This window comes from Bradyrhizobium erythrophlei (genome assembly GCF_900129505.1).
GTDB lineage: Bacteria > Pseudomonadota > Alphaproteobacteria > Rhizobiales > Xanthobacteraceae > Bradyrhizobium > Bradyrhizobium erythrophlei_D.
Genome location: NZ_LT670818.1, coordinates 1,842,782 through 1,865,173, shown reverse-complemented (window position 1 = coordinate 1,865,173; position 22,392 = coordinate 1,842,782). Strand labels below are relative to the sequence as shown.

23 protein-coding genes are annotated in these 22,392 nt (G+C 63.1%); 15 read left to right on the top strand and 8 right to left on the bottom strand.

Going from position 1 to position 22,392, the window contains the following annotated elements:
- Window positions 1-27 precede the first annotated feature (27 nt).
- From B5525_RS08750 to B5525_RS08730, 5 genes are all read left to right on the top strand, one after another.
- A complete protein-coding gene (locus B5525_RS08750; RefSeq protein ID WP_079565643.1) occupies window positions 28-207 on the top strand; it encodes a hypothetical protein in 180 nt (59 codons plus the stop codon).
- A gap of 44 nt (window positions 208-251) precedes the next feature.
- Window positions 252-743, top strand: coding sequence for a (2Fe-2S)-binding protein (locus B5525_RS08745; protein ID WP_079565642.1), 492 nt, complete (start codon window positions 252-254; stop codon window positions 741-743).
- On the top strand, window positions 740-3,031 hold the full coding sequence (locus B5525_RS08740; RefSeq protein WP_079565641.1) for a xanthine dehydrogenase family protein molybdopterin-binding subunit: 2,292 nt from the start codon (window positions 740-742) through the stop codon (window positions 3,029-3,031). The genes B5525_RS08745 and B5525_RS08740 overlap by 4 nt, the downstream gene beginning before the upstream one ends.
- A 198-nt stretch (window positions 3,032-3,229) precedes the next feature.
- Entirely contained in the window at window positions 3,230-4,345 is a 1,116-nt protein-coding gene (locus B5525_RS08735; protein ID WP_079565640.1) for an HD domain-containing protein, read from the top strand.
- Between the two features lie 66 nt (window positions 4,346-4,411).
- Window positions 4,412-5,478 (top strand): IS630 family transposase gene (locus tag B5525_RS08730; protein WP_197687849.1). Its coding sequence is split into 2 segments (ribosomal slippage): window positions 4,412-4,901 and window positions 4,901-5,478, totalling 1,068 coding nucleotides; the frame shifts between segments, so codons are not numbered across the junction.
- A 127-nt stretch (window positions 5,479-5,605) separates the two neighbouring features.
- Here B5525_RS08730 and B5525_RS08725 read toward each other — a convergent pair.
- Window positions 5,606-7,336 (bottom strand): amidohydrolase, encoded by a 1,731-nt coding sequence (locus B5525_RS08725; protein WP_079565639.1) that lies wholly within the window; start codon window positions 7,334-7,336, stop codon window positions 5,606-5,608.
- Between the two features lie 260 nt (window positions 7,337-7,596).
- Here B5525_RS08725 and B5525_RS08720 point away from each other — a divergent pair, with 260 nt between their 5' ends.
- Complete coding sequence (locus B5525_RS08720) at window positions 7,597-8,862, top strand: cytochrome P450 (RefSeq protein WP_079565638.1); 1,266 nt, start codon at window positions 7,597-7,599, stop codon at window positions 8,860-8,862.
- Window positions 8,863-8,979: 117 nt separating this feature from the next.
- Here B5525_RS08720 and B5525_RS08715 read toward each other — a convergent pair whose 3' ends face one another.
- Entirely contained in the window at window positions 8,980-10,563 is a 1,584-nt protein-coding gene (locus B5525_RS08715) for an AMP-binding protein (protein ID WP_079565637.1), read from the bottom strand.
- A gap of 149 nt (window positions 10,564-10,712) precedes the next feature.
- Window positions 10,713-11,132, bottom strand: a complete 420-nt coding sequence (locus B5525_RS08710) for a VOC family protein (protein WP_079565636.1) — start codon at window positions 11,130-11,132, stop codon at window positions 10,713-10,715.
- 136 nt (window positions 11,133-11,268) lie between these two features.
- Here B5525_RS08710 and B5525_RS08705 point away from each other — a divergent pair, with 136 nt between their 5' ends.
- The 5 genes from B5525_RS08705 to B5525_RS08685 all read left to right on the top strand — a co-directional run bounded on the left by B5525_RS08705 (window position 11,269) and on the right by B5525_RS08685 (window position 14,195).
- Entirely contained in the window at window positions 11,269-12,246 is a 978-nt protein-coding gene (locus B5525_RS08705; protein WP_079565635.1) for a Bug family tripartite tricarboxylate transporter substrate binding protein, read from the top strand.
- A gap of 68 nt (window positions 12,247-12,314) precedes the next feature.
- Window positions 12,315-12,566 (top strand): DUF3551 domain-containing protein, encoded by a 252-nt coding sequence (locus tag B5525_RS08700; RefSeq protein ID WP_079565634.1) that lies wholly within the window; start codon window positions 12,315-12,317, stop codon window positions 12,564-12,566.
- A 62-nt stretch (window positions 12,567-12,628) separates the two neighbouring features.
- The gene (locus tag B5525_RS08695; protein WP_079565633.1) at window positions 12,629-13,087 is read left to right on the top strand and encodes an ArsR/SmtB family transcription factor; all 459 of its coding nucleotides are present in this window, start codon (window positions 12,629-12,631) and stop codon (window positions 13,085-13,087) included.
- A complete protein-coding gene (locus tag B5525_RS08690) occupies window positions 13,000-13,431 on the top strand; it encodes an SRPBCC family protein (RefSeq protein WP_079573111.1) in 432 nt (143 codons plus the stop codon). The genes B5525_RS08695 and B5525_RS08690 overlap by 88 nt, the downstream gene beginning before the upstream one ends.
- Before the next feature lie 26 nt (window positions 13,432-13,457).
- Entirely contained in the window at window positions 13,458-14,195 is a 738-nt protein-coding gene (locus tag B5525_RS08685) for a DUF899 domain-containing protein (protein WP_079565632.1), read from the top strand.
- A gap of 6 nt (window positions 14,196-14,201) precedes the next feature.
- On the opposite strand, the gene B5525_RS08680 is transcribed toward B5525_RS08685, so the two are convergent.
- Window positions 14,202-14,393, bottom strand: a complete 192-nt coding sequence (locus B5525_RS08680; protein ID WP_079565631.1) for a hypothetical protein — start codon at window positions 14,391-14,393, stop codon at window positions 14,202-14,204.
- A 149-nt stretch (window positions 14,394-14,542) separates the two neighbouring features.
- On the opposite strand from B5525_RS08680, the gene B5525_RS08675 reads away from it, so the two are divergent.
- Window positions 14,543-14,854, top strand: a complete 312-nt coding sequence (locus B5525_RS08675) for a putative quinol monooxygenase (RefSeq protein ID WP_079565630.1) — start codon at window positions 14,543-14,545, stop codon at window positions 14,852-14,854.
- Here B5525_RS08675 and B5525_RS08670 read toward each other — a convergent pair.
- The 4 genes from B5525_RS08670 to B5525_RS08655 all read right to left on the bottom strand — a co-directional run bounded on the left by B5525_RS08670 (window position 14,844) and on the right by B5525_RS08655 (window position 20,240).
- A complete protein-coding gene (locus tag B5525_RS08670; protein WP_154073131.1) occupies window positions 14,844-15,485 on the bottom strand; it encodes a hypothetical protein in 642 nt (213 codons plus the stop codon). The genes B5525_RS08675 and B5525_RS08670 overlap by 11 nt on opposite strands.
- Window positions 15,486-15,568: 83 nt before the next feature.
- Window positions 15,569-18,703 (bottom strand): efflux RND transporter permease subunit, encoded by a 3,135-nt coding sequence (locus B5525_RS08665; RefSeq protein WP_079565628.1) that lies wholly within the window; start codon window positions 18,701-18,703, stop codon window positions 15,569-15,571.
- A complete protein-coding gene (locus B5525_RS08660) occupies window positions 18,700-19,893 on the bottom strand; it encodes an efflux RND transporter periplasmic adaptor subunit (RefSeq protein ID WP_244568018.1) in 1,194 nt (397 codons plus the stop codon). The genes B5525_RS08665 and B5525_RS08660 overlap by 4 nt, the downstream gene beginning before the upstream one ends.
- 5 nt (window positions 19,894-19,898) lie before the next feature.
- Entirely contained in the window at window positions 19,899-20,240 is a 342-nt protein-coding gene (locus B5525_RS08655) for a hypothetical protein (RefSeq protein ID WP_154073130.1), read from the bottom strand.
- Between the two features lie 229 nt (window positions 20,241-20,469).
- Here B5525_RS08655 and B5525_RS08650 point away from each other — a divergent pair, with 229 nt between their 5' ends.
- The 3 genes from B5525_RS08650 to B5525_RS08640 all read left to right on the top strand — a co-directional run bounded on the left by B5525_RS08650 (window position 20,470) and on the right by B5525_RS08640 (window position 22,377).
- Window positions 20,470-21,453 carry a LysR family transcriptional regulator gene (locus B5525_RS08650; protein WP_244567855.1) on the top strand — a complete coding sequence of 328 codons (984 nt, stop codon included), beginning with the start codon at window positions 20,470-20,472 and terminating at the stop codon, window positions 21,451-21,453.
- Window positions 21,454-21,634: 181 nt separating this feature from the next.
- Entirely contained in the window at window positions 21,635-21,853 is a 219-nt protein-coding gene (locus B5525_RS47755) for a hypothetical protein (protein WP_425305260.1), read from the top strand.
- A gap of 68 nt (window positions 21,854-21,921) precedes the next feature.
- Window positions 21,922-22,377: a MarR family winged helix-turn-helix transcriptional regulator gene (locus B5525_RS08640; RefSeq protein ID WP_079565625.1), complete on the top strand. Its 456-nt coding sequence runs from the start codon at window positions 21,922-21,924 to the stop codon at window positions 22,375-22,377.
- The last annotated feature ends 15 nt before the right edge of the window (window positions 22,378-22,392 follow it).

The following is a 22,392-nucleotide window of genomic DNA, read 5'->3' as shown; positions in this document are numbered from 1 at the left end:
AGGCGGCGACGGAGGCTTGCCTCGCGCGTGGGCACCCAATTCAGCGCCGGCTTTACGGCGGCATTGTTGCCGCAACGCACAAACTGCATTTCGCAATTTTTTCCCTTCGACCAATTTCAAATTGCATTGCTTCCGGATTGGAACGCGATCAAACTTGCCCTCAAGGTCGGCATCATCCCGGTGGGTGCCGGCCATTTTACAAAGTGAGCAGCCGCCGTAAGCGGCATCATGCACCGAGGGGGGAAGAAACCATGCCAAATCTAAACATCAATGGACGGAATATGTCCGTCGAGGCGGCACCCGATACGCCGCTGCTCTGGGCCATCCGCGAGCAACTGCAAATGACCGGCACCAAATTCGGCTGCGGCGCCGGGCTGTGCGGCGCGTGCACGGTGCACGTCAATGGCGAAGCCGTGCGGTCGTGCCAGATCGCGATTTCCGACGTCGCCGGCAAGAAGATCACCACCATCGAAGGCCTCAGCGCGAAGGGCGACCATCCGCTGCAGAAGGCGTGGATCGCCGAGCAGGTTCCGCAATGCGGCTACTGCCAGTCCGGACAGATCATGCAGGCGGCCTCGCTGCTCGCCAAGAACCCCAACCCGACCAAGGATGAAGTGGTGGCGCATATGGACGGCAATCTCTGCCGTTGCATGACCTATTCGCGCATTCAGAAGGCGATCATGCGTGCGGCTACCGAAATGCGCACCGCCTCCAACGCCGGCACCGAGCGGAGGGCAACATGAATAAGCACGTGAAAATCACCCAAAATGAGCCGGCCGATCTGAGCCGCCGCTCGTTCCTCGTCGGCACCGTCGCCGCCGGCCTCGCGCTCGGCTATTCCGGCGTTCCCGGCCTGCTCGGCGCCGATCAGGCGCTCGCCGCGCCTTCCAATTTCGATCCCAGCGTCTGGTATTCGATCGCGCCAGACGGGATCGTCACGGTCACCTGCGGCAAGGCCGACATGGGCCAGCACATCGCTTCCACCATGGCGCAGATCATCAGCGAGGAGCTCGGCGCCAACTGGAAGGACATGCGGGTTCAGCTCGCCTCCAACGATCCGAAGTTCAACGACCCCGTGCTCGGCGCGCAGATTACCGGCGGCAGCTGGAGCACGATGATGAACTTCGATGCGATGAGCCGCGCGGGTGCCGCGGGACGCATGGCATTAACGGACGCCGCCGCTACCGCGATGGGCGTACCGTCATCCGAACTGGTCGTCCGCGACTCCGCGATCTCGCATTCGAAATCGAAGAAGTCGATGACGTTCGCCGACATCGTCAAGAGCGGCAAGATCACCAAGACGTTCACGCCCGACGAACTCAAGGCGATTACGCTCAAGACGCCGGATCAGTACACCATGATCGGCGTGTCGGTGCCGCAGCTCGATATTCCCTCCAAGACCAACGGCACGGCGAAATACGGCATCGACACCATGCTGCCGGGCATGGTGTACGGCAAGGTCGTGACGCCGCCGGTGCGCTATGGCGCTACCGTCAAATCGGTCGACGACAGCGCAGCAAAGAAGGTGCCGGGCTTCATCCAGGCCGTCATCCTCGACGACAAGACCGCGACCACGACGGGCTGGGTGGTGGCGGTGGCCAACACCTATGCCAACGCCCGCAAGGCGGCGGACGCGCTGAAGATCAGCTATGACGGCGGGCCCAATGCCAAGCTGTCGAGCGAGTCGCTGCTCACCGAAGCCAAACGGCTGCAGGCGCTCGACGATTCCGGGCTGTTCTTCGTCAAGGACGGCGACACCGCGGCGGCGTTCGGCACGGCGGCCAGGGTGATGGAGGCGGAGTACACCACCAACATCAACATCCATGCGCCGATGGAGCCGATGAACGCCACGGCGGAGCTCAAGGGCGATATCTGGCACATCTATTCCGGCAATCAATTCGCGACGCGCTCCGGTGCGATCGCGGCGGGCGCTGCCGGGGTCGATCCCAAATTCGTCGTGATGCACCAGACCTGGCTGGGCGGCGGCTTCGGCCGGCGTCTCGACGCCGACATGATGGTGCCCGCGGTGCAGGCGGCCAAGGCCGTCGGCAAGCCGGTCAAGGTCATCTACAGCCGCGAAAACGACATGACCATGGACTTCTCGCGTCCGCTGACGTTCCAGAAGGTCAAGGCCGGTATCGACGGCGACGGCAAACTGGTGGCGCTCAATCATGACGTCGTCAGCGCGTGGCCGACCAAACGCTGGGGCATCCCGGATTTCCTGTCGCCTTCGGTCGACAAGAAAGGCGCGCTCGATGCGTTCACCGTGAACGGCGCGGACTTCTTCTATTCCGTGCCCAATCACAACGTCCGCGCCATCCTCAACGAGATGGCGCACAGCGCCACCCCGTCGGGTCAGTTGCGGTCGGTCGCGCCGGGCTGGACCTTCTGGGCGGTCGAAAGCATGGTCGATGAAATTGCAGACGCGGTCGGCAAGGACCCCGCGCAGTATCGTATCGACATGCTCGACGGCAAGGGCAAGAACGACGGTGGTGCGCAACGCCTGCGCAACACCCTGCTGGCGGCGATGGGCATGTCCGGCTACGGCACCAAGAAGCTGCCGCAGGGCGAAGGCATGGGCGTGGCCTGCGTCTCCTCGCAGGAACGCGCTACCGCAAGCTGGACCGCCTGCGTGGCCCATGTCGCTGTTTCGCCGTCAGGCGAGGTCAAGGTCAAGAAATTGACCGTGGCCACCGACGTCGGCACCCAGGTGCATCCCGACAACATCCGCGCCCAGGTCGAGGGCGCGGCGTTGTGGGGACTTTCGCTCGCCATGTACGAGAAAGCGACGCTGAAGGACGGCGGTATCGAGCAGACCAACTTCGATACCTACACGCCGCTGCGGATGAGCCAGGTGCCGGAAGTCGCCGTCAGCGTCATCGCCAATGGTGACAAAGCCACCGGCGTCGGCGAGCCGGCGGTGACGGTGATCGCGCCCGCGCTCGGCAACGCCATCTTCAACGCGGTCGGTGCCCGCGTCCGCGCGCTGCCAATCACGGCAGAGCAAGTGAAGGCGGCGATGAAGGCGTAACGGCGATCGCAAGCCAGGCGACACCAACGGTCCGCCGGAAGCCTGCTTCCGGCGGATTTTTCGTGGGCTCTCCCTAACGCATTCACTCAAATTGTATCATCCCCGATAGCTACGCGTTCATCATGCCCCTTAAGCCAAAGAGAACTCATTGTCGTTTACCCTCAGGCGCTGGCCGTGCCGGCTCGTCGACGAGGGATTATGACCGCTTTAGCTACACAGACTTCGTCCAAGCGCCGTCTGCTGCTTGCTTCGGACCGCACCGATCAGAGCAGCGAATTGGCCAGCATTCTGAAGATCGTGGGCGAGGTCGATACCATCCCGACGTCGGAGATACCCGAAGCTCCCGCCACTCAGGTCTCGGGCATCGTGGTCGACATCAATCTGCGCTCGCCGGAAAGCGTGCAGCTTGTGCGCAACAAGCTGCGCGGAGATGCGTACCGCGGCGTGCCGCGGTTGTTCGTCCTGGCGGACGCGCTTCACCACGGGTCGATGCAGGCCTGGGCACTTGGCGCTACCGATACGATTTCGCGGCCGTTCAATGAAGAAGCCATTCTGCGGCGAATCTGCGCCGCGTTTCCCGACACCATCAGGTTCGACGCCACCGAACGTGGCAGGGCGCTGAACCGGGGCGTTGCCGCGGCCCAATCCGTGATGACCAGGATATTCGAGAAGCTGCCGGCGGGAACGCCGCTGAAATTCAGCGACATCCTGGAATCTGAAAACAAGATCCTTCGCGCCATCAAGCAGACCTCCTTGCGCGAGTGGCTGAACACCGTCGGCCGCCATCATACCGACAGCTACCGCCACTGCCTTTTCGTCACCGGTTTTGCCGTCGCCTTCGCCCAGCACCTCGGGATGCGCGAGGACGACCAGCGCCGCCTCACGCGCGCCGCCCTTCTGCACGATGTCGGCAAGGCGTTCGTCCCGGTCGCCATCCTGGACAAGCCCGGAACGCTCACCGAGGAGGAAACGCGGGTGATGCGCATGCACCCGCAACTCGGCCATGGCGCGCTGGCGGACGAAGGAAGCTTTCCGCCCGAGATGCTGGACGTGGTCCTGCACCATCACGAATTGCTTGACGGCAGCGGATATCCCGATGGCCTCAAGGGCGATCAGATCAGCGACATCGTGCGGCTTACGACCATTGTGGACATCTACGCGGCGCTGGTGGAGAAGCGGGCCTACCGGCTGCCGTTTACCCACAACGAGGCGTTCGCGACGATGGAGAAGATGGCTGGCAAGCTCGACTATCACCTGTTGCAGGCGTTCCGCTCGGTGGCGCTGGGGACTTATACCAACGGCCCGAAACTGTGACTCATTAGGGATTCCCAAATCAGGGAAACTCTGACTCGATGCTAGCCTTTGAGAGGAGCGGCATCGATGGGAGCGGCGGTATCGATCACCCGACTTGATCTGACGGCTTCGGCGCTTCGCAAGGCGGCGAGCGGAGAGAAGGATAGCGCCGCGGCGCGTCGGATACTCGCGCTTGCGCTGGTGCTCGATGGCTCGGACCGCAAAACGGCGGCCGAAACCTGCGGCATGGACCGTCAGACCTTGCGGGACTGGGTGCACCGTTACAACGCCGCGGGACTGGCCGGGCTTCGCAATCTCAAATCGCCAGGTCCCGGATCAAAACTCACGGTGCGGCAGCAGGCCGAATTGGCCGAGCTTGTCGAGGCCGGCCCCGACCCCGCGGTGCACGGGGTAGTGCGTTGGCGGCGGGTCGATCTGCGCGACGAATTGCAGCGGCGCTTCGGTGTCACGCTCCACGAGCGTTCGGTCGGGAAGGTTCTAGCCAAGCTCGGCTACCGCAAACTGTCGGTAAGGCCCCGCCACCCGCAGGCTGACGAAGAAGCCCAGCAGACGTTTAAAAAAACTTCGCCGCGACCGTCAGGGCGCAAATTCCCGAGCACGCCAAAGACAAGCCGATCGAAATCTGGTTCCAAGATGAGGCCCGGATCGGCCAGCAGGGCACGCTGACCCGCGTCTGGGCCAAGCGTGGAACGAGGCCCCGCGCACCGCACGACCAGCGCTACGACTGGGCCTACCTGTTCGGCGCGGCCTGTCCGCAGCGTCGCGTCGCAGCAGGTCTGGTCATGCCGGCGGCGAACGCCGAGGCCATGTCGCTGCATCTCACAGCGATCGGCCGCAAGGTGGCGGCAGGTAGCCACGCCGCTCTTGTCCTCGATGGCGCCGGCTATCACATTGCTGCCGCGCTCACGATCCCCGAAAACGTCACCCTGGTGCGTCTGCCACCCTACGCGCCTGAACTCAATCCGATCGAAAACGTCTGGGAATATCTGCGCGGCAACAAACTCGCGATCACCGTCTTCGACGACTACGACGACATCGTTGATAAAACCTGCGACGCATGGAACTTCTTTGAACACGATCCAAAGCGCATCGCCTCAATCACCACACGAACATGGGCAACAGTCAATAATTAGGGCCGTTGGTATTATTGATCCAGCACACCGACTCCTCGCCCGTCACTGCGAGGAGCATAGCGACGAAGCAATCCATTCTTCCGTCGCGGCCTTGTGGATTGTTTCGCTTGCGCCCGCAATGACTGAGCTAGTGACTGGCCTCGGAAGCCAGATTTGCATACGGCCCGCTTGCAAACACCACCTTGCCGCCGACCATCGTCAGCACCGAGCGAATCTTCCCGATCTCGCCAACCGGCGCCGTCAGATAGTCGGATGACAGCACCGCCAGATCGGCGAGCTTGCCGGGCTCCAGCGTGCCGCGCTTGTCGTCGTCATTGGCCGTGAACGCCGAATTGCGGGTGTACATTTCCAGCGCCTGCCGGCGGCTCGGGGCCTCCGCGTCGCTGCGGGTCTTGACGCCGCCGATGGTGGTGCCGTCGAGGTACCATTGCAGCGAGACGAACGGATTATAGGACGACACCCGGTGCGCGTCGGTGCCGGCCGCGACCGTCAAGCCGAGGCGAAGCGCGGTCGCGATCGGCGGCAATGTCAGCGCCTTTTCGACACCTTCGTCGTGCTGCAGCCGTTCGCCGCCGAAATAAGGCCCGTCCTGCACGCCCCAGACCAGGCCCAGCGCCTTCATCTGCTTCAGATGCGCTTCCGAGGCGTTGTAGAGATGCAGCACGGTCCATCGGAGATCGCGCACCGGATAATCCTTAGCGATGTCTTCGACGACATCGAGCAGGTCCTGCACGGTGCGATCCGGGTTCCAGTGCAGCTGAATGGTGTAGCCTTTCGAGGCAGCCCAGCGCAGCAATTCGGCGAGTTTGGCCTTGCCGTCAGGGGTGATGTCGCCGTCGGTCCAGTCGGCCCAGATCAGGATTTCGCCGGGGCCGTTGAAATGCAGCATCGTATCCCCAAACCCCTGCGGCAGCAGCTGGGTCAGGTTCTGCAGGTCGGCGAGTTCGCTGCCCGGCTTCGGCGCGCAGAGATGATAGGCGACGCGCACCGTCAATTCCCTGTCGTGCCACAGCTTGAACACCGCCTGGTAGTTGGCCGGATACATGCTGACGCCGCCGCCGTCGACGATGCCGGTGATGCCAAGGCTGTTCATTTCATGGAAGAATTTTTTGGAGCCGTCGACCTGCTGCGCCATCGTCGGCTTCGGCAGGTGATCGAAGATCTTGCCGAGCGTGTTGCCGTTGCCGATCACGACGCCGCTCGGCTTGTTGTCGCCGTCAAGCTCGAGCTTGCCGCCGGGGGTGACATCCGCATCGCTCTGGATATTGAGCGCGTCCATCGCCTTCGGCGTCAGCAGCAGCCAGTCGTAGAGATGCTGGATGTAGACGGGATTGTCGGGGGCGGCCTCGGCGACCTCGCGCGGGGTCGGGCGCCGCTTCTCCGAAAATTGCTCCTCGGTCCAGCCGCCGGCCACCACGATCCAGGAGCCGGGTTGTTGGGTCTTGCCCGCCTCGCGAATCCGGTCCAGCGCGTCCTTTAGCGCCGGCACCCCGATCCAGTTGACCTCGGTGCCGAAGGTCAGCGCGGCGCGGATGCCGTGAATATGGCCGTCGGTCAAACCGGGAATCACGGTGCGACCGCCTAGATCGATCAGCTTTGCCTTGACGCCGGCGAGCTTCTTCATCGCCGCGTTGGTGCCGGTCGCCAGCACCTGGCCATGGCCGATCGCCAGCGCCTCTCGCACCGAGAAATCCCTGTCGACGGTGAGGATCTTGCCGTTGAACAGCACGGCGTCGGCGGTCTGCGCGAAAGCCGTGCCGGCCTGCAGGGTCAGGCAAAGGCCTGCAAGAGCGGCGAGCGCCTTGCCGCGGGCCGATCGTTTGGCAGATGCTTCCCGGTTGGATCGATGCCCCGACATGTGGTTTCTCCCGCTGTTTTCTTTTGCCGGAGATTGCGTGTTCTGGACGCGATCTGTCAAACCTGACGACGACGCCGAGGAGGGGCGGCCGCCACCCGGCGTCAGCTGATCAACGCAAGTATTGATGATGGCTGCCGGCTAATTCCAAACGGTTCTGTGATCCGGTAAACGCTTCCTGCGCCGGCCCGCTGGTTGACCGCCATATGCAACAACGAGACAATGTCGCTCGGTAACCATTCCCAAGGGACGCGGTGAGAGCCATGGATATTCCTGCAGACATTGCGGCGACTCTCGTCAACCCGCAGGCCTATGCCGATCATCGCCTGCATGATGCCTATCGCTGGCTGCGTGCCAACAATCCGCTCGGCATTGCCCGCCCCGAGGGCTTTGATCGCTTTTGGGTCGTGACCAAACACGCCGATATCCTCTCCGTCAGCCGGCAGAACGAGCTGTTTCACAACGCGGACCGGCCGACCACGCTGACGATGAAGGCGATCGAGGAGCGGACGCGCAGGATCACCGGCCAACCGAATCTGGTGCGCTCGCTGGTCCAGATGGACGCGCCCGACCATCCGAAATACCGGGCGCTGACGCAGTCCTGGTTCATGCCGGTCAATCTCGGGAAATTCGAGCAACGGGTCCGCGCCATCGCGCGCGGCGCCGTCGAACGCATGATGGCGCATGACGGGCGATGCGACTTCGTCGCCGACGTCGCGCTCGGATATCCGCTGCACGTCATCATGGAAATTCTCGGCGTCCCGGAGAAGGACGAGCCCCGGATGCTCAAGCTGACCCAGGAGCTGTTCGGAGCCCAGGATCCGGATACGGCGCGGATCCGGGATGCCCTCTCGCCCGAACAGTTCGCCGCCATGATCCAGATGGTCATCGACGATTTCGGTGCCTATTTCGGGCAGATCACCGCAGACCGGCGCGCCAATCCGCGCGACGATCTCGCCACCGTCATCGCCAACGCCAAAATCAACGGCGAGTATATGCCCGAGCACGATGCGACGAGCTACTACATGATCGTGGCGACCGCCGGCCACGACACGACGTCATCCTCGACCGCCGGCGCCATCTGGGCGCTCGCCGAGGATCCTGAGCAGTTTGCCAAGGTCAAAGCCGATCCGGAACTGATCCCGGGCCTCGTCGACGAGGCGATCCGCTGGATGACCCCGGTCAAGCATTTCATGCGATCGGCGACATCGGACACCGAGCTGGGCGGACGCAACATCTTAAAAAGAGACTGGCTCATGCTCTGTTACGCGTCGGGCAATCGCGACGAGGAGGTATTCGAGGAACCCTTCAAATTCCGTTGCGACCGCAAGCCGAACAAGCACGTTGCCTTCGGCTACGGCGCGCATTTGTGCCTCGGCCAATATCTCGCCAAGCTGGAAATGCGGATCCTGTTCGAGGAACTGCTGCCCCGGCTGAAATCGATCGCGCTCGACGGCGAAGTGAAGATGACGCAGGCCACTTTTGTCAACGGGCCGAAGAAGCTGCCGATCCGTTTTGAGGTGACCTAGGGCCGACCGTCATTCCGGGATGGTGCGCAGCACCAGACCTCAGATGCGCAATTGCGCATCGGGGAATCTCGAGATTCCGGGTTCGATGCTTCGCATCGCCCCGGAATGACTGGCTTATTACACCAGCATCTTGCGCAATTCCGCTTTCGCCACCTTCTCCAGCGTCGAGCGCGGCATTTCGTCGACGAACCGGATTTCGTGCGGCACCTTGAAGTCGGCCAGCGCGTTGCGGCAGGCCGCCATGACGGTGTCGTGCAGGTCTTTTGGCGCGGCCGCGACGCCGGCGGCCGGAATGATGAACACGACCGGCACCTCGTCCAGCATCGGATGCTTCTTGGCGACCACCGCCGCCTCGCGTACGCCCGGCACCATCGCGATCACCTGCTCGATCTCGGAGGCCGCGACGTTCTCGCCGCCGACCTTGAGCATGTCCTTGGCGCGGTCGCCGAATTTGATGAAGCCGTTGTCGAGCAGGGTGACGCGGTCGCCGGTGATGAAATAGCCGTGTTCGTCGAAACTCTCGCGCGTGGCTTTTTCGTTGTGCAGGTATTCCCTGAACAGCGTCAGCCCGGGGATACCCTTGATCAGGAGGTTGCCGGTGTCGCCGACGGCGGTCGGCGAGCCGTCGTCGTTGGCGACGCGGATCACGTATTCCGGGGCCGCCCGGCCGATCGACATCGGCGTGTTCGGCTGGTCGACCTCGCCGACGATGCCGTGGGTGATGGTCTCGGTCATGCCCCACCAGCCGATGATCTTGATGCCGAACACGGCAAAGGGCGCCGGGTCGTTGACCGCCGTGCCCCATAGCCGGAATGTGTGCTGCCTGGGGATTTCGTGCTCCAGCAGCACCTTCATGCAGAACGGGATGGTCGAGGTCCAGGTACAGCCGTGCTCGGCAGCGACGCTCCAGAACCGGCTGGCGGAAAACCGCGGCTGGATCACGCAGGTCGCGCCGACCCACAGGCTCGCCAGCATCGAATAGGCCAGCGCATTGGTGTGAAACAGCGGCAGATAGGTCTGGTGCACATCGCCGTGATGCAGATCCTCATGCGCCGCGTTGATTTTGGCGCCCCACAGCGCATTGGCGTGGCTCCACAGCACCGCCTTCGGTCGCGACGTGGTGCCGGAGGTGTATTGTACGCTGCAGGAGGCCTGCGGATCGGTGGCGCGGCGCGGCCGGTCGGCGCTGTCGGCGAACAGTGCTTCAAAGCTGTCGGCGCGCTGCGGGGCGGTGCCTTGCGCGGGAGCCGCACCCGCGTCGTGCGAAATCACCGCCAGCCAGCGCAAATTCCTGCAATGCGCCGAGATCATGTCGGCATAGCAAGGCTGCGTGATCGCGGCCACCGCGCCGCAATGGCCTGCAAAATATTCCATTTCCGCCGGCGCTGAGCGGGTGTTGGTGGTGACCGCGATGGCGCCGAGCTCGACGCAGGCGAACCACGCCAGCACCGCCTCGATGCAATTGTCGAGATGAATCAGCACGAACTCGCCCGGCTTGACGCCGCGCGCGACAAGTCCTGCGGCCAGTGCGCCGACCCGCTCGTGGAATTCGCCGTAACGCCAGGTCCGTGCCGGCGCGTCGAACGGCGCCCAGATCAGGAACGGATGGTCACGGCGGGTCTGGCTGCGCATCCGCAGCAGCCACGGCACGTCCATCCCGGCAAACGGCCCGACCACGCCCGGCGCCCGCGATTCCAGCATCAAATCCTCCCGTGCAGCCTTGCCGGCTGCTGCTGTCATTTTCTTGGGAGCAGTTCTGCCATTGGTTGGCGGGCTGCGCAAATACGGAATGTGGTGCAGCCCCTTTTCCTCGTCATCACGACCCGTTGGCCCCTCGCAATGCGAGAGAGCTACGCTGCCCCGTCCTCATACGAGGAAATCTCGATGAGACTCCCGTCGGGATCGCGGCAGTAGACCGAGCGCAGCGCGCCGCGGGCGCCCTGCTTCGTGACTGGGCCCTCCTCGATCGCGACGCCATGTGCCCCAAGATGCGCGACCACCTGGTCCGGCGTGCTCGCGGTGAGGAAGCAGAGATCGTCACTCCCGGCGGTTTCGTGGTCGGCGGTGAACCACTCGACCTTGTCGGCGCCGCGCGGCCGCACGTTGATCTTCTGGTCGCCGAACACCAGCGATGTGCGGGGCGTCTTGCCCGGGCCCGGATCGAACACCTTGATCTCCATCCCGAGGATTTTTTGATACCACGCCGCCGAGCGCGCGACATCGCTGACATTGATCACGATGTGATCGATTGCGCTTACCTTGACTGACATGAACCTCATCCTTTGGTCGCGTTTCCCGCCGCGTCAGCGCTACTGGCCGCATCGGGCTTTGTTTGTTACAACGCGGATCGTTCGTCAAATCAACCGCGAACCGGGCTTCAGACCCGGGACATCAGGGAGAAACTGCATGACGTCACGTCGCTCCGCGATGGGTCTTTTTGCGATCGGGCTTGCGGCCCTGGTCTGGCCGGCCGGCCGCGCCCCGGCGCTGGACTATCCGACCCGGCCGATTCGCTTCGTGGTCGGATATCCGCCGGGCGGTGCGACCGATATCCTGGCGCGGCTGGTCGGACAAAGGCTGTCCGAAAGGCTCGGCCAGCAATTGGTGATCGAGAACAAGCCCGGCGCCGGCAACAACATCGGCACCGAATCCGTGGTCAACGCGGCGCCCGATGGCTACACGGTCCTGCTCGTCAATCCCGCCAACTACATCAACGCCTCGCTCTATACCAACCTGAAATTCGACTTCATTCGCGATATCGCGCCGGTCGCATCCTTCAATCGCGTGCCGAACGTCATGACGGTCGCTCCCGACGTGCCGGCCAAGACGGTCGCCGAATTCATCGCCTATGTGAAGGCCAATCCCGGCAAAGTGAACATGGCGTCGTCGGGCAACGGGACGTCGGTGCACTTGTCGGGGGAATTGTTCATGGCGATGTCGGGCGCGAAGATGGTGCACGTGCCCTATCGCGGCGCAGCACCTGCGATCACCGACATGCTCAGCAACCGCGTCCAGGTGATCTTCGACAACATGCCTTCGATCATCGGCCATATCGCCCCGGGCGGCCTGCGCGCGCTCGCCGTGACCACCGCCACGCGCTCGCCGCAAATGCCCGATGTGCCGGCGGTCGCGGAAACCGTTCCGGGCTACGAGGCAAGCGCGCTGTTCGGCATGGGCGCGCCGAAGAAAACGCCGGCGGAAATCATCGAGAAGCTCAACAAGGAGGTCAACGCGGTGCTGGCCGAGCCCGAAATCAGGAAGCGCCTGGTCGAACTCGGCGGGGAGCCGCTGATCGGCACGCCGGAGGCCTTCGGCGCGATGATTTCAGCCGAAACCGAAAAATGGGAAAAGGTGGTCAGGTTTTCCGGCGCAAAGGTTGAATAAAGGCGGCCGGAACATTTCATGGAACGGCGGCGTTTTCGTTCGACGACTGACGCGAAGGAGATGAGATCATGCGCAACGTGATACTGGCCGTTATGGCCGTAGCGGCGGCAGGCGCTGCGATGGCGGGCTCCGGACCGGCGGCTGCCCGCGATTACCCCTACTGCCTTCGGGGCGGCGGGTACGGGTATACGGGGGACTGTTCGTATACCTCCTATGCCCAGTGCCAGGCGAGCGCGTCCGGACGGCGCGCCTATTGCGACGTCAATCCGCTCTTTGCCTTCGGCGAACAGCGGCGCGGACGGCCGTATCGCAGCTACTGAAACGAAACAGACGGGTCAGCCGCGGGCTTGACTCGTTTCCGTTTGTGCTTATACTAAACCGTATGGTTAAGTATTACGATCAAGCCCTGGACCGTACTTTTGCCGCGCTGGCGGACCCGACCCGTCGCGCGCTGCTGGCGCGGCTCGGCAAGCGCGACAACCTCTCGGTGAGCGAGCTGGCGCAGCCGTTTTCGATGTCGCTGCCCGCGATCATGAAGCATCTCGACGTGTTGTCGGACGCCGGTCTGATCACGCGCGCCAAGACCGGCCGCACCGTGGCGTGCCGGCTCACCGCCGCGCCGATGGAGCAGGCGATGGATTGGCTCAATCGCTACCAGCGCTTCTGGTCGGACAATCTCGACCGCCTTGCCGCATTCGTGGAGGAGGAAGACAAATGGCCGTCAAATCAGGCGCTGCCGGCGATTCCGGCCTCATCGCCAGACCGAGCCTCACCCTCACGCGCCGAGTCAAAGCGGACCCTGCCAAAGTCTACGCGGCGTGGACCGACCCGCAAAAAATAGCCCGCTGGTTCGGACCGGCATCGGTCAAGGCCGGCACCGAGCGCGCCAGCATCGATGCAAGGGTCGGCGGAACCTATCGCGTCAGTTTCGACATGGAGAGTGGCGAGCACCACGAGGTCGGCGGCGTCTATCGCGAGATGGTCTCGAACCAGCGGCTGGTGTTCAGCTGGGCCTGGCATACGACGCCGGAACGCGAATCGCTGGTGACGGTGTCGCTGAAACCCGATGGCGACGGCACGCTGCTTACCTTGACCCACGAGCAGTTTTTCGACGAAGCCGCCCGCGACGGCCATCAGCGCGGCTGGAACGGCGCGCTCGACAAGCTGCAGAATTTTATCGCCTGAAACGCCTCTGGACACAGGAGCCGGCCATGCAACCGCACCAAATCGTCTCGCGCGAGGAGTGGATCGCCGCGCGCAAAACCCATCTCGACCGTGAGAAGGAGTTTACGAAAGCGCGCGATCGGCTCAGCGAAGAGCGGCGTGCATTGCCCTGGGTCAAGGTCGGCAAGGCCTATCTGTTCGACGGGCCTGCGGGCAAGGCTACGCTGGCCGATCTGTTCTGGGGCCGTAGTCAGCTGGTGGTGCAGCATTTCATGTTCGCGCCGGACTGGACCGAAGGCTGCAAGAGCTGTTCGTTCTGGGCCGACGGCTTCGAGCGCATGGTGCCCCATCTCGCCGCGCGAGACACTACGCTGGTGGCGGTGTCGCGCGCGCCGTTGGCAAAACTTGACGCGTTCAGGGCGCGGATGGGCTGGACATTCGATTGGTATTCATCGGCCGCCAACGATTTCAATCATGATTACGCCGTCTCGTTCACGCCTGACGAGATCAAGTCGGGCGGCAAGATCTATAATTTCGGCACATCCGGCTTCGGCGTCGAGGAAGCGCCCGGGATCAGCGTGTTCTATCGCGACGAGGAGGGCAACGTCTTCCACACCTATTCCTGCTTCGCCCGCGGCCTCGACATGATGAACGCCGCCTATCACTATCTCGACCTGACGCCGCTCGGCCGCCACGAACAGGGCCTGCCCTATCCGATGGATTGGCTGCGGCTGCGCGACCAATATCAGCCGGCGCCGGGGAAGGGTGCGTGCGGCGGGAGCTGATCGGACTTATGCCGCGGCCGGCTCGCCAGCGATGGCGCGATCGATGGCGTCGATCAGCAACTGGGTCTCGATGAATTTGAGCCGTGCCCGCTCGGCCTTGTCGCGGTCGAACGGCGCGGCCAGCGTCTTGGCGAACGCGTCGCGGTCGTCGGCCATGCGCTCGCGCGCCTTTTTCAGCATTTCAAGTCGTTCGCTCATGTCGGCTTCGCTTTCTGGTCTGCGATGAGACCCGGCTTGCGGGCTTCATCCGGCGAGCGCTAACATGGCACCCGTCGGGCTGCTGCAACGATGCCGAATCGCATCGGCGGCGCGCACCGGGGAAAGCCTAGCACAGAAAGCGCCTTGAAATGTTGACCATCACCGCCGTCATCCGTGCCAAAAAGGGTCAGGAAGACACCATGCGCCGCGCCTTGCTCGCGGTCGCCGACAACGTCCGTCTCAACGAGCCCAACACGATCGGCTTTTTCGTTTCGCAGGATCCGGCGGACCCTTGCGTCTTCACCACCTATGAACGGTTTGTCGATCAGGCCGCGATGGATGCCCACAACAATTCGGAAGTCGTGGCGCATTTCTTCGGGATCGCAAAGCCCATTCTCGACGGCGACGTCGTGCTGGTCACGGCGAGCGAGATTTCGGCGAAGGCCATTCCTAACCGGTAAGCGGGCTAATCCGGTCCAAGAGCATCTGCCCGGCTAAGGCCCCCGCAACACCGGCGAGAACGAACGCAGCCCAGAACACAATTGCGCGTGACACAGGTTTGAAGAAGTATAGCGCAGAGACCATCAGAATGCCCGCAGCGAGAGGGCCGACCGCAGGACCGGCGGCCGAGCCTCCCGGGTCCAGCAACCAGTCCGCCACCGCGCTTGCGAACATCTGCGCAAGCACCGCGACAGTCCAAAAGAATGGCTCCTGCCTCCAACCGTACGGCAGCATCGGCACCGTCCCGGTGAAGCGATAGTCCAGCACGAAACAAATCAAGAGGACGACAGCCAGATGCAGGCAGGCGGGGATGTCGCCAATTCCGAGCGTCTGATCGAGGCGCTCCGCGAGCACCGTGGTCAGCACAGTGACTCCGAACGTCGCCGTCCAGAAAGCAGCTCCCGCCAAACGCACCGATGCGATCCGGCCTCCCGCTGCGCCGGCAAAAGCGACGATGATCAGCGCCGCTGTCGCGGGCCAGAGCAGCGCCTTCCCCCACTGATTGATGGTCTGCCCGATCATCTGAGCGGGCACCGTCACCAGCAGCTTGGTAGCCCAGAACACCAGGGTGACGCTCGGGAGCGTGGCCATCCGGTCAGCGCCGTGTCGAGCTCGCTCCATCCCGACTTGGTCCAAACTGCCGCGTCTCATCGGTGTGATCTCCGCGCTTGCGGTCATGAAGTGGTCTTTGTCGCGTGCGGCAGCTCTTGCCGAGGCCTCGCCACCCGGTACTTCGCGCGCTGACGCGCTAACCACCGTGTCATGCCATCGAGATAGATATAAACAACCGGCGTGGTGTAGAGGGTCATCAGCTGCGAGACGATCAGCCCGCCGACCATCGCAAAGCCGAGCGGCTGGCGGAGTTCGGCGCCAGTCCCCGCGCCGATCATTAGCGGCACGCCGCCCAGCATTGCACACATCGTTGTCATAAGGATGGGTCGAAAGCGGGTGCGGCAGGCCTCGTAAACCGACTCCTGGGCAGAGATGCCCCGATGGCGCTCGGCCTCAAGCGCGAAGTCGATCAGCATGATGCCGTTCTTCTGCACGATGCCGATCAGGAGGATGATCCCGATCAGCCCGATGACGTCGAGGCCAAAGCCGAACGCCCCCAGCGCCAGCAGCGCGCCCAATCCGGCCGACGGCAGGGTCGAGAGGATAGTGATCGGATGGATGGCGCTTTCGTAGAGCATGCCAAGGATGAGGTAGACCGCAATCACCGCCGCAACGATCAGCAGCGGCGTACTGGCAAGCGCGGACTGGAATGCCTGCGCATTGCCCTGGAAACTCGTGGCGATGGTATGCGGCATCTGGGGATCCGCTGCCGCCTTCTGCACGGCTGCGACCGCCGTTCCTACCGCCGTTCCCGGCGCGAGATTGAAGCTTAGTGTCACCGACGGAAACTGGCTCTGATGGTTCACCGCCAGTGGCGCAACCCCGTATTCGACCGAGGTGAACTGGCTCAACGGGACCATCGACCCGCTCGAGGAACGCACGTAGATTCGATTGAGCGCGTACGGCCCGAGCTGGAACGAAGGATCGGCCTCTAGGATGACGTAGTAGGTGTTCAGAGTCGTGAAGATCTGCGCGACGTGCCGCTGACCGAATGCGTCATAGAGCGTGTTGTCCACCGCGGCCGGATCGATGCCGAGACGCGAAGCGGCGTCTCGGTCAATCTGCAGCTTAAGCTGGCGCGCCGCATTGGCCTGGTCGGTGGCGACGTCGGCCAGTTCGGGCAGCGTCTTCAGCTTGGCGAACAGCTTGGCGGACCAGCTGTTGAGCTCGTCCTGGTTCACATCAGTCAGCGTGTACTGGTACTGCGTCTTTGACAGTCGGCTGGCCAGGTTGATGTCCTGGGTTGCCTGCATGAACACTTGGATGCCCTTTAGGGCCTGCAGCTTGCCATTTAGCTGACGAATGACCTGGTCGGCCGAATATTGCCGCTGCTCGGGCGGCTTCAGCAACACGAACAGGCGACCGTTGTTTTCCGTGACTGTCGGGCCGCCCGGACCGATATAGCCGGTCGCATTGGCGACCGAAGGATCTTCGGCGATGATCTTGATGACTTCACGCTGCAGCTCCGCCATCTGGCTCGGCGACACATCCGCGGAGGCTTCCGTGATGCCGGCGATCATGCCGGTGTCCTGCTGTGGAAAGAATCCCTTCGGTATGCCGACAAACAGAACCCCGGTCGCCGCCATGCTCGCGAGCATGATGGTGAACGTCAGCAGCTTGAACCGGAGCGCCAGCCGCAGCACCGCCTCATAACCGGCCTGGATCGCGACAAAGCCTCGCTCCAGACCCCGCGACAGCACGCCCGGACTGGCGGCGTGTGCCGGGCCGAGCAGATAGGCGCACATCATCGGAGTCAGTGTCACGGACACGATCACGGAAACCACGATGGCGACGCAGACGGTTACCGCGAATTCCTGGAACATGCGGCCGATGACACCGCCCATCAGGAGCAGCGGAATGAACACAGCGACCAGCGAGACCGATATCGAGATGATGGTGAAGCCGATCTCCCCGGCGCCTTTCATCGCTGCTTCGAATGGCGGCAGGCCTTCCTCAATATGGCGCGAGATGTTCTCGATCATCACGATGGCGTCGTCGACCACGAAACCGACCGCAATCGACAGCCCCATCAGGGACAGATTGTCGAGACTGTAGTTGAGCAGATACATCACGCCGAAGGTGCCTATCAGCGAGATCGGCACCGAGACTGCTGGGATAATGGTGGCGCGGACATCGCGCAAGAACAGGAAGATCACGCCGACGACCAGAGCGATGGTGAGCAACAGCGTAAATTGCACATCCGTCACGCTCGCGCGGATGGTCTGGGTTCGATCGGAAGCGATCTCGACCCTGATGTCGGACGGCAGGCTGGAGATCAGCTGCGGAAGCAGCTGCTTGATGCGGTCGACGGTGCTGATCACGTTGGCGCCGGGCTGCCGCTGAATGGCAAGCACGACCGCCGGCCTGTCGTTGAACCAACCATGCAGCGTGACGTCTTCGGCGGCTACCACGGCTTGGCCGACGTCGCGGAGCCGCACCGGTGCGCCGTTGCGATAGGCAATGATGAGATCTTCATAGCCCTTCGCGGTGAGAACCTGGTCATTGGTTGCCAGCGTAAAGGATTGCTGCGGGCCGTAGAGCACACCCTTGGGCTGGTTGACGGTGACGACGCTCAAGGTTGTGCGCAGCTGCTCCAGATCGATCCCTGCGGCGGCAAGCTTGGCCGGGTTCACCTGCACCCGGATCGAAGGCTTCTGAGCGCCGCCGATCGTCACCAGGGACACGCCGGGAACTTGCGACAGCTTCTGCGCCAAGATACTGTCGGCATAATCGTTGACCTTGGTCAGCGGCTGTGTATCCGACATCAGCGCGATCAGCAGCACCGGAACGTCGGCCGGATTGATCTTGTGGAAGATTGGCGGCGACGGCATGTTCTTCGGCAATTGGCCCGATGCCGCATTGATTGCGGTCTGGACGTCCTGTGCCGCCGCATCGACGCTGCGGTTCAGCGCGAATTGCAGGGTGATCTGCGTGTTGCCGAGTCCGCTGCTCGAACTCATGCCGGTTAGGCCGGCAATCTGGCCGAACTGTCGCTCAAGCGGCGTCGCGACCGAAGAGCCCATGGTCTGAGGATCGGCGCCGGGAAGCTGCGCCGTGACCTGGATCGTTGGCGTGTCGACGCTCGGCAGAGCCGAGATCGGCAATTGGAAAAATGCGACCAGCCCGATGAGCGTAATGCCGATCGTCAGAAACGCGGTCGCGATCGGCCTGCGAATGAATCCTTGTGAGACGTTCATGGCAGCATTCCTGCGCTGGCGGTCGTGGCGTTCTGCACGAGGCTGCTCTGGTTGTCCGGCACCACCTGAACTAGCGTCCCCTCGCTGAGGCGGTATTGGCCCGCGGTGACGACCGTCTCGTTCGGCGACAGTCCTTGCTCGATCAGAACCTTCCCCGCACGCGACTGCCCCTCAACGACTTGGCGCGCCGCCACCTTGTGGTCCGGCCCGACCACATACACGAACGCGCCGTTCGGCCCCTGCTGGACTGCCGTCAGCGGCACGGTGATCGCGTTCTTGCGCACCGCGATCGTCAAATGGATGTTGACGAAGGCACCGGGCCACAGCGTCCGTTCGGGGTTGGGGAACGATGCCTTCAGGCGCACCGTGCCGGTCGAGCTGTCTACCTGGTTGTCGACAAGCATCAGACCGCCATGGTCGAGCTTGCGGCGGTTCGATGCGTCGTAAGCGTCGACGGAGGCTTCTCCGGCAGCAATGGCCTTCTGCACATTCGGGATCTCGGTCGAAGGCAAAGAGAAGATCACCGCGATCGGCTGTAGCTGGGTCAGAACGACGAGACCGTTCGTTTCCGAGGGCTGCACGATGTTGCCGGGGTCGATCCGGCGGATGCCGGTGACGCCGTCGAAGGGCGCGGTCACCGTGGTGAAGCTCAACTGGGTTTTTGCCGCTTCGAGTGCGGCCTGATCGAGCTCGACCGTGCCCTGCCCCTGCGCAACCTGCGAATTCTGAGTATCGAGCAGTTGCTGCGTGGCAAAGCCGCGATTGGCCAGTGGCTGGGTGCGGGCCAGATCGGTTTTGGAGTTCTTCAAGATCGCTTGATCGCGGGCCAGCGCGGCCTCGGCCTGATCGACCTGGGCTTCGTAGACGCGCGGATCGATCCGGGCCAACACCTGGCCGCGCTTAACTTCCTGCCCCTCGACAAACTCGACGCTCTCAAGCGTGCCCTGCACCTGCGTGCGGATGGTCGCGGTGTTGAGTGGGCTAACAGCTCCGAGCCCTTCCAGCACAATCGGGACGTCGCCTTGCGTAACACTGGCGGCGGTCACCGGAACAGCGGCCGGTGCGGTGTTAGATAGTCCAGCAGACGGATGACCGGTTGTCGCATGACCGCGCCAGAAATACCCGCCCGCTCCCACCGCGCCTGCGATCAGGACGACGGCACCTGCCATTTTGAAGTGCTTCGACAACATCTTCGTCAAACTCCGTTTCCGTTCTGACCGGCCATGGCGACCAGCTCCAGGACGAAGGTTTCAGCCGCGCGCGCGACGGCTGTTGATCCACTGCCGGCCCCTGAGCCAAGCCCGATGATCCGCACATCGATGTCGGCGTGCTGAAGCTGGCGGACGAGGTTCGCCTCGGGCGGCTGCAAGTCGTCGTAATGAACGACGAGCCGAATGGCGGCGGCGACCGGGCTGACCCGAAACGACAGCGGGTCGCAAGGGATATCCACCGCAAGTATGCCCGCGCAGTCGAGTGCGCCTTGCAGCACGGCCTCCAGCGTGCGCCGTCCTGTTTCGCCGGTGCCCAAGAGGATCAATTGGCGGGGCCGCACGCCCGTTTGGCCGGCCAATCGTCCGAGACGATGGACAATCGTGGTTCGGTCGACCTTCGTCAGACTGACAGGAGCCCACCGCGCCGAAGGAGCTAACCGTCGCCAACGTGCCACATCGGCCATAATCGCAGGGAATCCCGGCCCTGCCATAACAGCCACCGTCGCCCTTGCGCTCCGTCGCGCCGCATGAATCGCCCTGTCTCTTGCCGTGGACATGGCCGGAAACTGGCGCTGCGCCGGTTGTTGTGCAAATGAATTGTCCTTATCTTCCAATTCACAGTGTGCATATGCTCCCGGGACGATGAAACTTCGCAATCTTGATCTCAATCTCTTGCTGGTATTCGATGCCGTCCTGCGCGAGCGAAGCGTAATTCGCGCGGCCGATGCCTTGGCCATGAGTCAGCCCGCGGTCAGTCACGCGCTGAACCGGTTACGACACACGTTGAAAGACAAGCTGTTTGTTCGCACGCCGGCGGGCATGATTCCGACTCCGCGGGCTGAGCAGCTTGCCCTTCCCGTGCGCAAGGCGCTCAATGATCTGCAGCTCGCGGTCGAGGGAGACACCTTCGACCCGTCCACGGCGGACCGGCGTTTTGCGATTGGAGTCAACAACTATGCCGCTGTCGTGGCCGTCGGGCCGATCGTGGCGGCGGTGCGCGCGCAAGCGCCGAAGCTGCGCCTGCAATTCGTGCCAAGCGGGACATTGAACCTCGCCGACAGGCTCGACCGCGGCGAACTCGATCTCGTGATATCAGGACTCGAACTCGCCGGCGAGCGCTTCGCCTCGCACCCGTTGATCGATGACCACTATGTGGCGGCGCTCCGGCGCGGTCACCCGGCCCTGCGGAGAAAATTGTCTATGGATGTGCTTGCGCAGACGCCGCATCTTGGCATCAGTTCGAGTGGAGAGAATCTCGAGTTTCTCGCCGAGGCCTTGAAGCTGCACAACGGCCCGTCCACCGCACTGGATGTGCCTTATTTGTCAGCGGGCTCCGTCCTGGTTCAATCCAATCTCGTCGCCATTCTCGGGCGCAAACTTGCCCAGGAATTCCGCCGCGCCTACGCTATCGAGATACGCGAGCTTCCTGTCGAAACGCCGAAATTGCACAACCTGATCGGCTGGCATCGCCGATTCGACGAGGTGCCGGCCCATCGCTGGCTGCGCGAGACCATCATCGCTGCGGCAGCAGCGTTGTAGGTTATGTCCGCCTCTGATCCTCGTGCAGAGTGGCACAGTGAGCAGGCGCCCACTCACCCAAGCACTTCACGATCCACTTGGTCCTTTCAAAGGTGCCCCCTCCGACGAGCCCAGAAGACCGAGCATCCCGCCCCTAGCTTGCGTCTTCACCACCTATGAGCGGTTTGTCGACCGGGTCGCGATGGACGCCCACAACAACTCCGACGTCGTGGCGCGCTTCTTCGGTATCGCAAAGCCCATTCTCGACGGCGACGTCGTGCTGGTCGCGGCCGCCGAACTTTCCGCCAAATCCTTACCTGCAACAGAGAAAAGCAGCGGCTGCCTTATCCGAGAAATGCGCCAGCTGGCTGTGAAGCCGGAGCGCTACCCACCCGCTTGTGGTCAGACTCCAGGTCGGTAACCGGGATGATCAGGTAAACTACAAAGTTTACCTTTACAGCTTACCTTCATATCTGCTAATAGCTTGGCATGGCCGAGCATCAAGACCCTCCCGACGACGCCAAGGCGCTGGCTCTGGCCAGCGATTTCCGCGCCTTGATCGGGCAATTCAAGCGGATGTTCCGCGACCAGGCGTCGCTGGGGGACATGACGCTGTCCCAGGTGTCGGTGCTCGGCCGGCTGGATCGCGACGGCCCGGCGACGGTGACCAACCTCGCCCGCGCCGCGGGCGTCCGGCCGCAATCCATGGGTGCGACGGTGTCGGCGCTGGAGACGATGAGGCTGGTCAGCGGCGCACCGGACCCGAACGACGGTCGGCAGACCATCTGGTCGCTGACGCCGGCCTGCCGGGAACGGATCCGTGTCGGCCGCGCCGCCCGGGAGGATTGGCTGTTTCACGTGATCCAAAAAAGGCTTTCGGCCGCCGAGCAGGAGCAGCTCGCGACCGGCCTCGCGTTGCTCAAGCGCCTGACAGAGCCTGACTGACATCACCGATATTCC

Excerpts from the sequence above, each read along its gene's own strand:
- B5525_RS08650 (WP_244567855.1), top strand. The coding sequence starts at position 20,470 with ATGGCCGGAAACTGGCGCTGCGCCGGTTGTTGTGCAAATGAATTGTCC.
- B5525_RS08740 (WP_079565641.1), top strand. The coding sequence starts at position 740 with ATGAATAAGCACGTGAAAATCACCCAAAATGAGCCGGCCGATCTGAGC.
- B5525_RS08660 (WP_244568018.1), bottom strand. The coding sequence starts at position 19,893 with ATGTTGTCGAAGCACTTCAAAATGGCAGGTGCCGTCGTCCTGATCGCA.
- B5525_RS08710 (WP_079565636.1), bottom strand. The coding sequence starts at position 11,132 with ATGTCAGTCAAGGTAAGCGCAATCGATCACATCGTGATCAATGTCAGC.
- B5525_RS08720 (WP_079565638.1), top strand. The coding sequence starts at position 7,597 with ATGGATATTCCTGCAGACATTGCGGCGACTCTCGTCAACCCGCAGGCC.
- B5525_RS08725 (WP_079565639.1), bottom strand. The coding sequence starts at position 7,336 with ATGTCGGGGCATCGATCCAACCGGGAAGCATCTGCCAAACGATCGGCC.
- B5525_RS08685 (WP_079565632.1), top strand. The coding sequence starts at position 13,458 with ATGCAACCGCACCAAATCGTCTCGCGCGAGGAGTGGATCGCCGCGCGC.
- B5525_RS47755 (WP_425305260.1), top strand. The coding sequence starts at position 21,635 with ATGGACGCCCACAACAACTCCGACGTCGTGGCGCGCTTCTTCGGTATC.
- B5525_RS08705 (WP_079565635.1), top strand. The coding sequence starts at position 11,269 with ATGACGTCACGTCGCTCCGCGATGGGTCTTTTTGCGATCGGGCTTGCG.
- B5525_RS08665 (WP_079565628.1), bottom strand. The coding sequence starts at position 18,703 with ATGAACGTCTCACAAGGATTCATTCGCAGGCCGATCGCGACCGCGTTT.
- B5525_RS08675 (WP_079565630.1), top strand. The coding sequence starts at position 14,543 with ATGTTGACCATCACCGCCGTCATCCGTGCCAAAAAGGGTCAGGAAGAC.
- B5525_RS08745 (WP_079565642.1), top strand. The coding sequence starts at position 252 with ATGCCAAATCTAAACATCAATGGACGGAATATGTCCGTCGAGGCGGCA.
- B5525_RS08695 (WP_079565633.1), top strand. The coding sequence starts at position 12,629 with ATGGTTAAGTATTACGATCAAGCCCTGGACCGTACTTTTGCCGCGCTG.
- B5525_RS08640 (WP_079565625.1), top strand. The coding sequence starts at position 21,922 with ATGGCCGAGCATCAAGACCCTCCCGACGACGCCAAGGCGCTGGCTCTG.
- B5525_RS08670 (WP_154073131.1), bottom strand. The coding sequence starts at position 15,485 with ATGGCCACGCTCCCGAGCGTCACCCTGGTGTTCTGGGCTACCAAGCTG.
- B5525_RS08700 (WP_079565634.1), top strand. The coding sequence starts at position 12,315 with ATGCGCAACGTGATACTGGCCGTTATGGCCGTAGCGGCGGCAGGCGCT.
- B5525_RS08735 (WP_079565640.1), top strand. The coding sequence starts at position 3,230 with ATGACCGCTTTAGCTACACAGACTTCGTCCAAGCGCCGTCTGCTGCTT.
- B5525_RS08680 (WP_079565631.1), bottom strand. The coding sequence starts at position 14,393 with ATGAGCGAACGACTTGAAATGCTGAAAAAGGCGCGCGAGCGCATGGCC.
- B5525_RS08715 (WP_079565637.1), bottom strand. The coding sequence starts at position 10,563 with ATGCTGGAATCGCGGGCGCCGGGCGTGGTCGGGCCGTTTGCCGGGATG.